A 16,182-nucleotide genomic window follows, 5' to 3' on the forward strand; every position below is an offset into this window, starting at 1 on the left:
AATTTATTGCCCCCTCGCTTCGGTCACTATAGGAGGCGCCCTTTACATGGAACGAGGGGGCCACTACCGATGACTAGAGGATCCAGCCTTGACTGAGCAGCTGCGACTGATGGCCGTCCACGCCCACCCCGACGACGAGTCGAGCAAGGGTGCGGCCACCATGGCCAAGTACGTGTCCGAGGGGGTGGACGTACTGGTCGCCACCTGCACCGGCGGAGAACGCGGTTCGGTGCTCAACCCCAAGCTCCAGGGTGACCCCTACATCGAGGAGCACATCCACGAGGTCCGTGCCAAGGAGATGGACGAGGCCCGCGAGATCCTGGGCGTCAAGCAGTCCTGGCTCGGCTTCGTCGACTCCGGCCTCCCCGAGGGCGACCCGCTGCCCCCGCTGCCCGACGGCTGTTTCGCCGTACAGGACGTGGAGGAGGCCGCCGGGGCCCTGGTGAAGCTGATCCGTGAGTTCAAGCCGCAGGTGATCACCACCTACGACGAGAACGGCGGCTACCCGCACCCCGACCACATCATGACCCACAAGATCTCCATGGTCGCCTTCGAGGCGGCGGGCGACCCGGAGCGCTACCCCGAGGCCGGCGAGCCGTGGACGCCGCAGAAGCTCTACTACAACCAGGGCTTCAACCGGGCCCGCACCGTCGCCATGCACGAGGCGCTGCTCTCCCGCGGTCTGGAGTCCCCGTACGCGGAGTGGCTGGAGCGCTGGAAGGAGTTCGACCGTCCCGAGCGGCAGATCAGCACCCACGTGCCCTGCGCCGACTTCTTCGAGATCCGCGACAAGGCGCTGCTCGCGCACGCCACGCAGATTGACCCGGACGGCCCCTGGTTCCACGTCCCCATGGAGATCCAGCAGGAGGTCTGGCCGACTGAGGACTACGAGCTCGCCCGTTCTCTCGTGGACACCTCACTGCCCGAGGACGACCTCTTCGCGGGCATCCGCACCCTCTAGGCCGTGTCTGACAGATCCCGCCTGGCCCGGGACGCCTGGCACGCGCGCTCTCCCCCAGCTACCGCTGGGAGGGGCCCCCAGTTGTCGGGCCCGCCCCGGTACGTCCAGTACAGGGGCGACCCTCCGCCGTGCGATCGCACGCACCAGACGCCCCGGGCCCCGCCCTCCGGGCGGACGCCGGTATGTGTCAGACACGGCCTAGCGCACAATGGGTACCGTGATTGCCTCCCACGCACTGACCCAGTACGTCCCGCTCGCTCAGGAGCTGGACAACAACAAGGTGACGCCCGGCCTCATCGGCTTTGTGATCTTCGCGGCGATCGCGCTGTCGCTGTGGGCGCTGATGAAGAACATGGGCAAGCAGTTCAAGAAGATCGACTTCGAGGAGGCCCCGGACCCCGCCGGGGCGACGGCGGCCCCGAAGCCGTCGCGGGGTCTGCGGGCGCACCGGGAAGCGCAGGCGGCCCAGGCCGCCCAGGCCGCCGCCCAGGACAACCAGACTTCGTAGCGCGCCGGGGCACCGGTCGGGCCGGCCGCACACCGGCCCGACCGGCGCTCCTGCTTGCCGCCGACTCGGAGCCGCGCTCAGGGCGTGATCGGCGGCAGGTCCATGACCATGCGCGCGGAGCGCCGTGGCAGCATGCCCAGCCGCCACGCCTCCCAGCTGCCGCCCGGGGCGGCCGTACCGCGCTCCAGCAGGACGGAGTACGCCTCGGCGTACTCCTCCAGATCTGGATCCCGGCTCGGGTGGTGCTCGGCCAGCAGGGCGCGCAGCTCCTCGGCGGCCCGCCCGGCGCCGTCCTCGGACAGCAGGGGCCGGACGGTGCAGCGCAGGAAGACCGCCCAGTCGTGGCCGCGCCGGTCGCCGAGGCCGGCGAAGAGCTCGCGGGCCCCGTCCAGCAGCGCCAGGGCCTCGACGTAGCGGTTGTTGCCCGCGTCGATCACCGCGAGTTCCACGCAGGACCACGCCTCGCCGTGCTCGACGCCGATCCGCCGGAAGTCCTGCCGGGCGTCCTGGAGCAGTTGGCGGGCGAAACCGCTGTTGCGGAGGTTGCCGGTGCGCACGGCGCGCTGGTCGCGGGTGACCCGGGCCGAGTGGTGGCGGGCGCAGGCCAGCCCGTACACGTCCCGCATCCGGCTGAACATGGAACGGGCCCGCTCCAGGGTCCGCAGCGCCTGGTCGCTGTCGCCCGACTCCTCCAGCGCGTGGCCCAGGTAGTACAGCGTCCATGCCTCGCCGCGGGCGTCCTCGCAGGCCCGGTGGCGCACCAGTGCCTCGTCCAGCTCGCGGGCGGCGCCCTGGGCGTCACCGCGCTGCAGGGTGGCGCGGGCGAGCTGGGTGCGGGTCCAGGCGGCGCCGCGCGGGTCGCGGGTCAGCGCGTAGCACTGGCCCGCGCTGCGCAGCTCCGCCTCGCCCTCGTCGACCGCTCCGAGCCGCAGGTGAAGCTGCCCGAGCTGGAGATGGGCCCAGCCCTGCCCGCTGACGCTCTCGTTCTGCCGGTGCAGCTCCAGGGATTCGAGGAGCAGCGGCAGAGCCTTGCCGAGCTGGCCCATGTCGCGCAGTACGGCCGCCAGCGCGTGCAGCGTCCAGGCCCGGTCCTCGCCGAGCTCCGGCGTGGACTGCAGCTCCAGGGCCTCGCGGAGCTTGGTCTCCGCCTCCCGCAGGTTGCCCTGGTGGTGCAGCGTGATGCCGAGGCTGCCCAGTGCGCGGGCGGCGCCCGCCGGATGCTGCGCCTCGAAGTACAGGTCGACGACGGAGCTGAGGGTGGAACGTGCCTTGTCGAGCTCGCCGAGCTGCCGGGCGGCGATGCCGGTGCGCCACTGCACCGAGCGCACCAGGATGTTCTGCTCCTCGTCCGGAGCGGCCTTCAGCGCCTGCGCCAGCTCGCTGATCTCCCCGAGCCGGTACAGGTCGCCGCGCAGCAGGCAGTAGTCGCACAGCGCGCCGAGCAGGGCCTGCACGACGGTGCGGTCCACGCCCTCGGCGTGCCGCAGCGCCGCGGTGATGAAGCTCGACTCGTCGTCGAGCCAGCGCAGCGCCGATTCGAGGGAGGCGAAGCCGTGGGCGCCGAAGCGCCCGGCCCGGGTGGACGTCTTGCCCTCGACGAGGCGGATCACGGCGTTGGCCAGCTCGGCGTAGCTGCGGATCAGCCGCTCGTGGGCGGCGGCGCGCTCGGCCGGGTCCTCCTCGTCCAGCAGCCGTGCGTGGGCGAAGCGGCGGACCAGGTCGTGCGGCCGGTAGCGGCTGCCGCGGATGTGCTCGATCAGTCCGGCCCGGGCCAGCTCGTCCAGCCGGCGGCCGGCCTCCTGCTCGTCGGTGGCCAGCAGGGCGGCGGCGGCCGCCGCGCCGAAGCTGGTCCGCCCGGCGAGGGCGAGCCGGCGCAGCAGCCGCCGGGACGGCTCGGGCTGGTCGCGGTAGCGCAGCGCGAGGATCCGCTCCACGGCCTCCTGCGGGCCGTACGCCTCCAGGCCGGCGGCGAGCCCGGCGGCCGTGCCGTGGTCCGGCAGCGCCGCGCCCGCTATGCGCAGCGCGATCGGCAGGCCGTCGCACAGCCCCCGCAGCCGCTCGGACTCCACCGTGGTGGGCTCAGGCGCCTTGGCGGCCCTGGCCAGCTCGCCCAGCAGCTCATGGGCGTCGTCGGCGTGGAGCGGGCCGACGGGCAGGCTGTGCACCCACGCGTTCGGCAGGTCCAGGGAGAGCGGCTCGCGGGCGGTGACGAGCACCAGCGCCTCGGACCGCTCGGGGACCAGCATCCGCACCTGTTCGGCGTCGGAGGCGTCATCGAGCACGATCGTCACCGGCGTGCCCGTGAGGTGCTTCTGGTACTGGTCGGCGAGCCGCCGCAGATGCTGCTCGTGGTTGGGGCGCTCGCGGAACAGCAGCTGTTCGCGGGGCGCGCCGAGCCGGTTGAGCAGGTGCAGCAGCGCGTCCCGGGTGGGCAGCGGGCGCTCGTCCAGGGCTCCGCCGCGCAGGTCCACCACGCACGAGCCGCGGAACTGGTCACGCAACTGGCGGGCGGCGCGCACCGCGAGGGTGGTCGCCCCGGCGCCGGCCGGCCCGTGCAGGACGACGACGGTCGGCTTGGACTCCGTGGAGACCCGGGCCTGGTGCACCCACTGCGTGATCTGCGCGAGCTGCTTACGGCGGCCGGCGAACGGCCCCTCGGCCGACGGGAGTTGGCCGAACGACTGCTCCAGCACGGACCGGGTCCTGGCGGCGGCGCTGCGGTCGGTCCTGCGGGGCGCCGGAACCGGGTGCCGGCCGCCCGCACCGGCGGAGGAGGCGCCTCGGGAGGCGGCGGACTCCGCCGTTGCCCGGCTCCTGTGCTGTTCGAGGAAGGGCCGGATACCGCGCTGCTCCACCGCGTCCAGCCAGCGCAGTCGGTACGGGGCCGGGTCGTCGCCAGCCGCGGCGGTGCCGGTACGGCGAGGCGCCCGGAGCCCCACGGCCACCGCTCCGACCGCCCCCGCGGCGATGCCGGTGATGAGCGACACCCCGGCCGACAGGTCCTGGGCGATCAGGTCCACCGCGAACGCGGTCACCCCGGTCGAGCCCGCGGTGATCGCGGCGGTGGTCACCGTCTCCGGGCCGAACCGCCCGGCGAGCCCGGCAGGCCCGCCCTGCCCGGCGGCCCGCGCGTAGAGCGCGTACTCCTCCGCGGCCTGCGCCATGATCTCGTCCAGTGAGGCCAGCGCCCGCCGCAGCAGCCGCTCCGCGTCCGCGGCCGTGCTGCCGCGCGACGCCTCGACCACGGCCAGCTTCAGCCGGCTCTCGACCTCCGCCCGGTCCCTCCCCGACGGCCTCGCCGGCTCCGGCACTTCTCGCAACGTAGCTCCCCCTCGGTCGCCCGCCCGCCCCCAAGTGTCCTGCCGTACACGTCGCAGGGCGACACCGTGGGAGAGCGCGGGTGCACGGCCGATCGACTCAGCCGTTCCACCTCTCCCTACCTCCTACGGCACGCTGACAACCCTCTCACCGGTCCGCCGTCCCGTCCGGCCGCGACCGGACGGGACGGCGGACCCGGCGGGCGGGTACCGGCCGGCCAGGATGATGTGCACTGCGGCGGCGCCGGAGGTCATCCCGCGCTCTGCGCGCCCATCCGCAGCAGCGATCTGCCACTGACCGCAGTGAGCAGGAGGATCCCGCAGCCGGACACGATGATCGGCACGTTGATGTCGGTGATCTCGGCGACCACGCCGGCGGTGATCGCGCCGAACGGTGACACGCACACCGACAGCATGCGGAACGCCCCGTTCACCCGGCCCAGCAGGTCGTGCGGGATGGTGGTCTGGCGAAACGCCGTGATCAGCGTCTGCCACGTGGCGATGCCGAATCCCACCGCTCCGAAGGAGACGGCCGCCACGGCCGTCGACCGGATCCCACCGATCAGCAGGCACGAGACGCCCATGACGGCCAGAGCCAGCACCGCACCGGGCAGCACGCCCACCCTCCTTCGCACCCAGTCGCTGCTGAGCCCGCCGGCGACTCCGCCGATCGCGTTCGCCGCGAGGAAGAAGCCGTACGCGCCTTGGGGGAGGTGCAGCCATCTGACGACGTAGAGGACCATCAGCACGCCGAGGCTCATGGTGAAGAAGTTCAGGACGCCCAGCACCACGGCCAGCCGCATCAGCAGTCGGTCCGACCGCAGATAGCGCATGCCCTCCCGCACCATCTGCCACCAGCCGGTACGCGGCCCCGCCGGGTCCGTCCGCACCGTCCGGAGCGCCGGGAGGAGCAGCAGCATGAGACCCAGCAGGAACGAGGCGCCGTCGAGGAGGAACGGCGCCACCGCGGCGAAGGCGAAGAGAACACCGCCCAGGGGCTGGCCGATGCTGTCGCGCAGCACCACCTGCACCGCGTGCAGCCGACCGTTCGCCCTGGTCAGCTGCTCGGGCGCGACGACCTGGGGCAGGAAGGCCTGCGAGGTGACCAGGAAGATCGACTCGCCCATGCCGAGTACTCCGGCGGCGATGTAGACGAGGACGAGGTTGAGCGTGTCGGTCAGCACGCCGAGGGCGATCAGCCCGACGACGACGAACCGGCACAGGTCGATCGCGATGAGCAGGGCCCGCCGGTCGTAGAGGTCCGCCCACACCCCGCCGATGGGCGCCATCATCATTCCCAGCGCGGTGACGATGGTCGTCAGCGACAGCAGCACCGGATTCTCGGTGAGGGAGAACGCGAGCAGCGGCAAGGCGCTGTTGCGTACTCCGTCGCCGAGCGCGGACACCGCGTTCGCCGTCCACAGCCGGCCGAAGTGGGGCCATGTCTCGCCGGTCCGCGGCGGAGCGGGCGGCCGCTCCTCGCGCGGCGGCTCCTCGCGCGGCGGCGAACTCCCGGCCCCGCCTGCCACGGCCCCGCCCACGGCGTCCGCGTCCGAGTCCGTCACCCGCGCCCCTGCGCGGCGCCGGACTTCTGACGCGCGAACCCGGCGGCGCCGGTGGCGTCGACACCGGTGACCAGGCTGAGCAGCCGCCCGTCCTCCTCGAACAGGGCCCGGTGGCGCTGGAGCAGCGCGAGCCGCTCGGCGACGTCGTCCGGGGACGCTCCGTCCGGAGCGGTCAACTGATCGGGCCGCCTGGGCGCGTTCAGCTCCTGGAGCAGGTGCAGCATGGTCCCGTCGACCGGGATCCGCTGCTCGGGACCGAAGCGGGTGTCCTTGACGACCTGCCCGCCGTCCTCCTCGACGAGCTCCAGACGTGGCTTGTCGCCGGCTTCCTTCCACCCGGCCTGCCAGTCGGCCACCACCCGCTGGAGAGCCGGGTACCACTTCAGCGCGTTCATCGCGTAGGGCGCGGGACCGTGGTCGGCGAAGAAGTAGGCCAGTTGGTCCAACTGTGCTGCGTCGAAGGGGAAGACCAGCGGGTAGAAGTCCATCGGGCGCAGATCCAGCCCGTAGTCGAGCCGTTCGTTGAAGTAGGGGCTGAAACGGTCGAAGCGGATGAAGAAGGCGCCGGTCGGTGGCGTGAGGTGCGCCAGGATGGGAAAGTCCCGCTCGTACTTGGCGTACATGTCCTCGGGCTCCCGGGGCGCACCGATGAGCAGGTTCCACTCCGGGTGGATGCCGAACTTCAGGCAGAGCTTCATGAACTGCAGGCTCTGGAATGCCGTGGTGCCCTTGCCCAGCAGCTTGAGCACCTCCGAGTTGACCGCCTCTATCCCGGCCTGCACCCGGTTGACCCGCGCGGTGGCGAGGGTCTGCATGTTCGTCTCGCTCATCGGGAGCTTGATCTCGTAGAAGATGGAGGCGTCGTCGGGGGCGTCGATGCGCGGGAAGACGTCGGCCGCGTAGTTCCTGGGCAGGATGTAGTCGGTGCACATGTAGTTCTTGAACTGCGGGTGCAGCGAGAACAGCCACTCGAACTGGCTGACGGCCAGATCCGGGTCCATCTGCCGGAAGCCGATGGTCTCGTCGTTCAGTCCGCAGAAGGTGCAGTGGCTGCGCGCCCCCCACCAGCAGCCGCGCGAGGTCTCGAAGAACAGCGTCGGTTCGAGTTCTCCCTCCGCGAGGGCGTCCTCGGCGTCGCGCATGGTGACGGCGAAGTCGTCGTAGTGGAGCGGCACGTAGTCGTTGATGTCGCGGTCCCGGCCGACGCCGAAGCGGACCTGCGGATCCGTGCAGTTGTCCCGGGTGATGACACCGCGGGCCGAGAAGGCCGTGGTGTCGCCCTCGCTCAGGAGATGGTCGAGGAAGGCGCCGAAGCTCACCAGGCTCGGGCCGGAGAAGACGTAGTCCAGGTACGGCACCTCGCCGGCGAGGACGGCACCCATCGAGGTCTCCACGTTCGAGCCGCCGAGGAGGATGATCGCCTCGGGGTTGCGCTCCTTGATCATCCTGGCCAGTGCGATGGTGGGTACTGTCTGGGCGAACATCGTGGTGAGTCCGACGACATCGGCCGAGGCGAGCTGGTACCGGTCGATCAGCTCGGCCAGGAAGACCTCGATGCCCTCGCGGCGCCGCATCAGGTCGTCGCGAAAGGGCTTCCAGTTCGGCTCGCGGTAATACCGGCTGAAGTAGCTGTCGGAGTTATCCGGCTCATCCGGAAATGCGATGTGCCGGAAGAGCCACTCACCCACCCCGCTGTAGAGGTGGGTCATATCGCCGGATAGCTCCTCGTACGCGCGTACGCCGAAGTATCGGGTGAAATCGACGTTGAGGTAGTGCACCTCGGCGGTCGCCCGGTCCGCGTACTCGTTGCCGATCAGTCCGGCGAGCTGACTGAGCGCGAACGACGGGCGGTTCCAGTCGGCGAAAGGCATGTTGACGAAGGCGACGCGAAGCACGGAAAACCTCTCGGAAGGGGGCGGCTCTCGGGGGAAGTTCCACAGGAAAAGCCGCAAGTCCCCCCGACCTGTCATGTCGTCAGCGTCGCTCCGCGGGTTGGGCGTTTCACGCCAAACCGATCCTGCGGGGGCATTGCGCAATCCCGGAAACGCAGGCCGAGGAGAGCGCTTCGCCTGTCCCCCTGTTCAGCTGAATTCCTCTTCTGAGGCTAGGCAGGTCAACTCTGGTGGGTCAAGCCCCAATAGCGGGTGTCGGAGATCGATCGGCCCCTGGGCGCGAGGCGTCCGGAGGTCGGTGCCGTGTGCGGCCGGCTCGGTGAGGGGCCTTTTCGATCACATCGATAATTTGTTCCCGCGCGTTCGGGTGTCGTGACGTAGCATGGCCGTTCGTGGCCGCGGGTAGCACCCGGCCACCGAGTCCCCCACCGGTCAACTCATGGAGGCAAGAGCCTTGTTGAACGTCGAGGCAGACAAGGTGACACCGACCGAGTCCGGGGTGGCGGAGGTCTGGACCGCGGTGCTGAACCATGATCAGTTCGGTCCCGAAGACAACTTCTTCGCCGTCGGCGGACACTCCCTCTACGCGACCTTGGTGATCTACCAACTGCGTGACATATGGAGTATCGAGTTCCCCTTGTCGTTCATCTTCGAGTACTCCACCGTCCGGGAACTCGCGTCGGCCATAGACCGGGCCAAAGCGGAAGCCGCCGAATCGGATGCCGTCACCGGCTGAGAAGCGGATAACCCTCGGGTCCGCGCCGTAGGGCAGGCCCGGGCCGATTTCTCGCGCGAAGGAAATGGTGAGATGCACTCGGGGATCAATCTGGAAGACCGACGTGCGCGATTCCTGGACCGTATCCGCGGTGCCGCCGCGGGATCCGCGCGGCCAGGCCGCCCCGGACCGTCCGTCACGCCGCTGAATCCCCCCACCACGCTTCCGCGCGCGGTGGCCCACGGCCCGGCAGGACCGACCGAGCGGCGCGACGCCGTTCACCAACTCGACGACGCCCCGCTCAAGGCGTTGCACGACTGTGCCGAGCGGACCGGCGCACCGGCCGGCTCGGTCCTGACGGCCGCCCTGCTCGCGTCCATCGCCCGCTACTGCGCCGAGCGGGACCTGCTGGTCGCCGTCGCCGACACCGCGGGCGCTGTCCGCCGGCTCGCTGTGGCGGTGGATCCACGGGCGCCGCTGGGGGACTTCGTCCTGACCGTGGACCGCTCGCTCGCCGCGGTCCGGTCGTCGTCCGGCACACTCCCGGCCGGTCCCGCGGCCCCGCCGGTCCTGCTGCGGACCGGGCCCGGCGAGGACGGTCGGCCCGGCACGGACGAGGACGGCCCGGGGGCGGGCCACGGCGCGGGGAGCGTCACCTTCGGGATCTCCCCCCTCGGTGCCCTGAGCGCCGCGTACGACCCCGACCGCTACGAGACGGTGATGATCGAGGGGGTGCTGCGGGGCGCCGGTGCGCTGCTGGAGGCCCACCTCGCCACGCCGGACGCCCCGCTGGCCGCCCTGCACGTCCTTACCGGCACCGAGTGGCGCCAGGTGACGGACGAGCCCAACCGCACCGAGCGCGACCGGCCGCCCGGCACGCTCACCCAGGCTTTCGACGTCGCCAGGGAACGCTTCGCCGACCGGATCGCGCTGGTGGACGCCACGGGCACGTTCACCTACCAGGAGACCGCCGAGTACGCCGCCTCGCTGGGACACCGGCTGCGCACGTCCGCCGGAGTCGCGCCCGAGGATCTGGTCGCCGTCCACGTCACGCGCGAGGACAAGCGCTGGGTGATCGCCTGCCTGGGCGCCCTGCACGCGGGCGCCGCGTGGCTCCCGATCGATCCAGCGGTCCCCGCCGGACGGCTGGCGGCGCTGCTGCGGGACGCGGGCGTCACCGCGGTCGTCACCGACGCCGCACAACGTGATCGCATTCCGGGCGGCGACTGGCGCGTCCTGGATCTGGACGACGCCGAGGAGGCCGCGCCGGCCCCGGACGAGGTCGTCATGGCGCCGGCGCGCACCGACGCGCGACAGCTCGCCTACGCGATGTACACCTCGGGCAGTACCGGCGCGCCCCGCGCGGTGCTCGTGGAGCACGACAGCGCGCTCAACTTCGTCGAGTCCCTGCAGCGGCTCTTCGAACTGACACCCGACGACCGGATGCTGCAGTACGCGTCCCCGGGGTTCGACGTTTCCGTGTTCGAGATCTTCTGCGCACTCCTCAGCGGATCCTCGCTCCACATGATCGGCGACGACGACCGGCGCTCGGTCGCCGGGCTGACCCGGGCGCTGACGGACGGTGGGATCACCGTCGCCGAACTGCCCCCGTCACTGCTGGAACTGCTCGATCCGGACCTGGTACCGCTGCTGAGGCTGGTCTCGGTCGGCGGTGAACCGTTCTCCGGCCGGCTGACCACGCGCTGGTCGCGCGACCGGCGGTTCGTCAACGGGTACGGCACCACGGAGACCACGATCGGCGTCATCTACAAGGAGTGCGCCGGTCTGTGGCGGTCCCCGCCGCCCATCGGCCTCCCCGTCGACAACCACCAGGCGTACATCCTCGACGACGACCTGCGCCCCGTACCCGCCGGCGCGGTCGGGGAGCTGTTCGTCGGGGGTGCCGGCGTGGCACGCGGCTACCTGGGCCAGGCGGCCCGCACCGCGGAACGCTTCCTGCCCGACCCGTTCCGGCCGGGCGGCCGGCTCTACCGCACCGGCGACCTCGCCCGCTGGTCGGCGGAGGGCGACATCGTCTTCCTCGGCCGGCGCGACCGGCAGGTCAAGGTGCGCGGACAGCGGGTGGAACTGGGAGAGATCGAGGCGGCGCTCACCGCACTGGCCGGAGTCTCCGCCGCGGTCGTCGCCGACGTCGACGGTGCCCTCGTGGGCTATCTGGTGCCGTCGGACGGGGGGACGGACCCCGACGACGTCCGCCGCGGCCTGGCCGACCGCCTGCCGTCGTACATGGTGCCGACGCTGCTGGTCGAGGTGCGGCAGATACCGATCACCGCCTCCGGCAAGGTCGATCTGCCCGCGTTGGCGACCCACCATCCCGCGCCCGCCGCCGGGAGCGCCACCGCGTCGGACGGCGCGGGCGGCACGTCCGCGGACAGCGCGGCCGGCCTGGTGCGACGCGTCTCGGTGGAGGGCTTCGCCGCCCTGCTGCCCGGCGTGCGGATCACCCCCGACACCAACTTCTTCGCCACCGGCGGTGACAGCCTGCGGGCGATCCGGTTGCTGGCCTGGGTGCGCGAGGTCTTCGGGGTGGAAGTCCCGATGAGCGCGTTCTTCCGTAACCCCACCCCCGGAAGGCTCGCGGAGACCATCGGTCGCGGGCGGAGATCCCCGGACGAGCCGGCCGGACCGGCCGCCTCCGCCGTACCCGCCTCCGCCGTACCCGCCTCCGCCGTACCCGCCTCCGCCTCCGCCGTACCCGCCGGGGAAGACCTTCCGCTGTCGTCGTCGCAGCAGCAGCTCTGGCTCCTCGACCAGTTGCGGCCGGGAGACACGTCGTACAACGTCACCGAGGTGTTCCGGCTGCGCGGGGACCTCGACGCCGACGCCCTGCGCCGAGCCCTGCACGCGCTCGTGGGACGGCACGAGATTCTGCGGACCCGCTATCCGGCGCCCTCGGGGACACCCCGCCAGGTGGTGGACCCGGAACCGACCGCGAAGCTGGTGCTCCGCGACCTGGCCGGCGCCCCCCAGGCGGACCTCGACGCGCTTCTCGCCGCCGCGGCGGCCGAGCCGTTCGACCTGGCCACCGGTCCGCTGATCCGCCTCACGCTGATCCGCCGCGGCCCCCGGGAGCACGTCCTGGCCTGGGTGATCCACCACATCGTCGCCGACGGACGCTCGACCGAGGTGCTCTTCGGCGAGCTGAGCGAGCTCTACGGCTCCTTCCACCGCGGCGTGCCGACCGGGCTGCCGCCCGTGCGGCTGCAGTTCCGCGAATACGCCCGCCGGCAGCGGGCCGCGCTCGCCGGCGGTGCGCACCGCGAGGGCCTGGCCTACTGGCGCCGGCAGCTCGCCGGCGCGCCGGCCCGGCTCGAACTGCCCGCGGACCGGCCGCGCCCCGCGAAGCCCACCACACGCGGGGACTCCCTCCACTTCGACCTCCCGCCCGGGACCGCGGCCGAGCTCACCGCGTTCTGCGGCCGTAACGGCGTCACTCCGTTCATGGTGATGCTGACCGCCTTCTTCACCCTGCTCTCCCGCTACGGACGGGAGAAGGACGTGATCGTCGGTACACCCTTCGCCAACCGCAACCGGCGCGAGGTGGAGGACCTGGTCGGCTTCATGGTCAACATGATGCCGCTGCGGGCCGACTGCTCGGGCGATCCGACGTTCGCCGCTCTGCTGCGACAGGTGACCGAGACGTCCCTCACGGCGGGTGACCACTCCGAGGTCCCGTTCGAGGAACTGGTCGGCAGCCTGGGCGTGACCCGTGAGTTCGGGGTCGACGCGCTGGTCCAGGCGATCTTCCAGCTGATCGACGCTCCGGAGGACCAGCTGGCGCTGGAGGGACTCACGGCGGAGAAGATCCCGGTGGCGGAGCGGGCAGCCGCGTTCGACCTGGTCATGGAGATACGGGCCGGCCGGCAGGGACGGCTCGCCGGACGCGTCAACTATCGTGCCGACCTCTTCGACCGCGCGACCGTGGCCCGCATGGCGGGGCACTTCCGCCGGATCCTGCGCTCGGCGCTCGACGCTCCCGAGCGGCGGCTGTCCGAGCTCGACATGCTCGGACCGGACGAGCTGACCACGGTGCTGCGCACGTGCAACGAGACGGTCAGCACCCCGGTGGACACCGTCACCGCGCTGGTGGAGCGCCAGGTGTCCGCGTCGGGCGCGCGCGTCGCGGTGAGGGACCAGGCCGGCGAGACCACTTACGCGGAGCTGAATACGGCCGCCAACCGGCTCGCCCACCATCTGGCCGACCTCGGCGTGGGCCGGGACGTCCTGGTCGCCCTGTGCCTGCCGCCGGGAGTGGACCTGGTCGTGGCGATGCTGGCGGTCCTCAAGGCCGGGGGAGCCTACCTGCCGCTGGATCCCGCCTATCCCGCCGAACGGATCCGGCTGCTGCTGGCCGACTGCCGCGCGGACGTCGCCGTGGGCCGCCGGGCCGTGTGGGACCGGCTGCCGAGTGGACTGTCCCGGTTCGTGGACCTGGACGACGACCGCGCGGCCATCGCCGCCCGCCCGGCCGGGAACCCTCCCGGTGCCGATCCGGAGGACCTCGCGTACGTCCTCCACACGTCCGGCTCCACCGGGCGGCCGAAGGGCGTCGCGGTCCCGCAGCACGCGCTGGTGCGGCTGGTGCTCGGCTGCGACCAGGCGCCGGTCGGCCCCGACGACGTGTTCCTGATGGTGCACCCCGCCACCTTCGACCCGTCGAACCTGGAGATCTGGCTGTCCCTGGCGCACGGCGCGTCCCTGGTGATACCCGGGGAGCGGCCGGTCGACCCGCTCGAACTCGGCGCCCTCGTCCGCCGCCACGGGGTGACCGTCCTGTGGTTGCCCGCCACGCTGGCCCAGATGATGGTCGACATCAACCCGCAACTGCTCTCGGGCCTGCGGATGCTGGGAATCGGCGGGCAGGCCCCGTCCGTTCCGCACCTGCGCCGGCTGCTGCGCGAGCTCCCCGGCCTGCGGCTGCTGAACTGCTACGGCCCCACCGAGTCCACCACCAACACCACGCTGCACCACCTGCGTTCCGAGCCCGCCGCGGACGCCACCTCCATACCGCTGGGCCGGCCGATCGGCGACACCACCGCCTACGTCGTCGGCGTGGACGGCGAGGCACTGCCCGTCGGTGTGCCGGGCGAGCTGTGGATCGGCGGGCGCGGACTGGCCCGCGGCTACCTCCACGCTCCGGCCCTGACCGCGGAGCGGTTCGTGCCGGATCCGTTCGGCCCGGCGGGGCAGCGCGTCTACCGAACCGGCGACCTCGTGCGCCGGCTGCCGGACGGCACCTTGGACTTCCTCGGCCGCGACGACGACCAGGTCAAGATCCGCGGCTACCGGATCGAACTGGGCGAGGTCGCGACGGCGATCCGCGGACACGCCGGGATACGGGACGCACATGTGCTGCGGCACGGCCAGGGCGCGACGGCGGAACTGGCGGCGTACGTCGTCGCCGACGAAGGCGACGTCGACGTGGACGACCTCCTCGCCCGGCTGCGGGGGCAACTGCCCGGCTACATGGTCCCGGCGACGGTCACGCCGCTTCGCGAGCTGCCGGTGTCGTCCAACGGCAAGGTCGACCGGGCGCGGCTGCCGGAACCCCAGCGGCCCCGGGCCCACGGCGGCAGCGGCCGGCCGCCGGGTACCGGGACGGAGAGGACGATCCACGCGATGTGGGCGGAGGTGCTCGGGCGCGACGACTTCGGCATCGACGACGACTTCTTCACGATCGGTGGCAACTCGTACCAGGCGACTCAGGTGGTGGCCCGGCTGCGCGAGGCCCTGGGGACCGCGCTCACGGTCCGGATGATCTTCGAGTACCCGCGTGTCGCCGACCTCTCGGCCGCTGTCGCGGCGGCACCCGCGACCGGCGACGGCGATCCGGTGCGCCGCCGGTCGGCGGACGGTTCGGCACCGCTCTCCGTCGAGCAACAGCGACTCTGGCTCCTCGACCAGTTCCACCCGGGCAGCGCCGAGTACAACGTGCCGATGAACCTGTGGCTGCACGGCCCGCTCGACACCGGCGCCCTGCGGTCGGCCCTGGGCCGGGTGGTGGCCCGGCACGAGGTGCTGCGCTCCCGGCTCACCCTGGGGGACGACCGCCTGCCGGTCCAGGTGGCGGGACCCGCCGCCGACTTCGAGCCGGCACTGACCGACCTGTCGGGAACCGCTGCTCCCCAGGCCCGCGCCGCCGCGGAGGCGGCGGCCGCGGAGGCGGCGCGGCTCCCCTTCCGACTCGACCGCGGCCCGCTCATCCGCGCCGTACTGCTGCGCGTCGCCGCACAGGAGCACCTGCTCTCCCTCGTGGTCCATCACGCGGCGGCCGACGCCGAGTCGTTCCGGCTGCTCCTCGGCGAGCTCGGGGAGCTGTACCGGGCGCACGCCACCGGGCAGCCGGAGCCGCTGGACGAACTGCGATTGCAGTACGCCGACTACGCGGTCTGGCAACGGGAGCGCCTCGCGGGCGTCGAACAGGCTGACCTGGGTTACTGGCGGGATCAGCTGCGGGACCTGCCCGTCCTGCGACTGCCCACCGATCTGCCGCGTCCACGGTCACGCACCGGCGCCGGCGGCAGGCTGCACACCGAGCTGCTGGGCGCGGCGGACACGGCTCGGCTGGGCACGGTCGCGCGGGAGCACGGCACGACCGAGTTCATGGTCCTGCTGGCAGCGGTACAGGCCGTCCTCGGCAGGTTCAGCGGCCAGCAGGACTTCGGCGTCGGCACCCCGGTCTCCCTGCGGTCCCGGCCGGAGCTGGCTCCGTTGATCGGATTCTTCGTCAACACGCTGGTCATGCGCGCCGACCTGTCGGGTGATCCGGCCTTCGCCGAGCTGCTGGACAGGACCCGCGGCACGGCCCTGGCCGGTTACGCCCACCAGGAGCTGCCGTTCGACCGGGTCGTGCGGGAACTGCTGCCGACCCGCACCCTGAGCCGGTCCCCGCTGATCGACGTGGTCTTCCACGTCGACGACGCGGGTGCGCCGCCGGAGCTTCCCGGACTGGTGGTCCAGGTGGCCGACGCCGACACCGGCAGCGCCAAGTTCGACCTGGACATCGCGGTGGTCCGCCGTGACTCCGTACTGGGCTGCACGATCGAGTTCAGCACGGACGTGTTCACGCCGCCGACCGCGGAGCGGCTGGCGGACGCCATCGGGCAGACGCTGCGGTCCGCCCTGGCCGAGCCGAGCCTGCGCCTGTCCGAACTCGGCCGGGAACGGCCATGATGACGCGTCCGATCGCGTCGACCACGGAGG

At 72.1% G+C, this 16,182-nt stretch carries 7 protein-coding genes; 4 read left to right on the forward strand and 3 right to left on the reverse strand.

Features of this window, described 5'->3' with window-relative positions:
• Window positions 1-88: 88 nt before the first annotated feature.
• On the forward strand, window positions 89-961 hold the full coding sequence (gene mca / locus M2266_RS22605; RefSeq protein ID WP_277439814.1) for a mycothiol conjugate amidase Mca: 873 nt from the start codon (window positions 89-91) through the stop codon (window positions 959-961).
• 217 nt (window positions 962-1,178) lie between these two features.
• A complete protein-coding gene (locus tag M2266_RS22610; protein ID WP_277439815.1) occupies window positions 1,179-1,469 on the forward strand; it encodes a hypothetical protein in 291 nt (96 codons plus the stop codon).
• A gap of 77 nt (window positions 1,470-1,546) precedes the next feature.
• On the opposite strand, the gene M2266_RS22615 is transcribed toward M2266_RS22610, so the two are convergent.
• The 3 genes from M2266_RS22615 to M2266_RS22625 all read right to left on the reverse strand — a co-directional run bounded on the left by M2266_RS22615 (window position 1,547) and on the right by M2266_RS22625 (window position 8,246).
• On the reverse strand, window positions 1,547-4,714 hold the full coding sequence (locus tag M2266_RS22615) for a tetratricopeptide repeat protein (RefSeq protein WP_277441309.1): 3,168 nt from the start codon (window positions 4,712-4,714) through the stop codon (window positions 1,547-1,549).
• A 323-nt stretch (window positions 4,715-5,037) separates the two neighbouring features.
• Entirely contained in the window at window positions 5,038-6,351 is a 1,314-nt protein-coding gene (locus M2266_RS22620) for an MFS transporter (protein ID WP_277439816.1), read from the reverse strand.
• Window positions 6,348-8,246: a RiPP maturation radical SAM C-methyltransferase gene (locus tag M2266_RS22625; RefSeq protein WP_277439817.1), complete on the reverse strand. Its 1,899-nt coding sequence runs from the start codon at window positions 8,244-8,246 to the stop codon at window positions 6,348-6,350. The genes M2266_RS22620 and M2266_RS22625 overlap by 4 nt, the downstream gene beginning before the upstream one ends.
• Window positions 8,247-8,700: 454 nt before the next feature.
• On the opposite strand from M2266_RS22625, the gene M2266_RS22630 reads away from it, so the two are divergent.
• Together M2266_RS22630 and M2266_RS22635 are read left to right on the forward strand one after the other, a co-directional pair.
• Window positions 8,701-8,979: a phosphopantetheine-binding protein gene (locus tag M2266_RS22630; RefSeq protein ID WP_277439818.1), complete on the forward strand. Its 279-nt coding sequence runs from the start codon at window positions 8,701-8,703 to the stop codon at window positions 8,977-8,979.
• A 213-nt stretch (window positions 8,980-9,192) separates the two neighbouring features.
• Window positions 9,193-16,152 (forward strand): non-ribosomal peptide synthetase, encoded by a 6,960-nt coding sequence (locus tag M2266_RS22635; RefSeq protein ID WP_277439819.1) that lies wholly within the window; start codon window positions 9,193-9,195, stop codon window positions 16,150-16,152.
• Window positions 16,153-16,182 lie beyond the last annotated feature (30 nt).

Origin of the sequence: Streptomyces sp. SPB162 (genome assembly GCF_029504575.1) — a bacterium.
Taxonomy (GTDB): Bacteria; Actinomycetota; Actinomycetes; order Streptomycetales; family Streptomycetaceae; genus Actinacidiphila.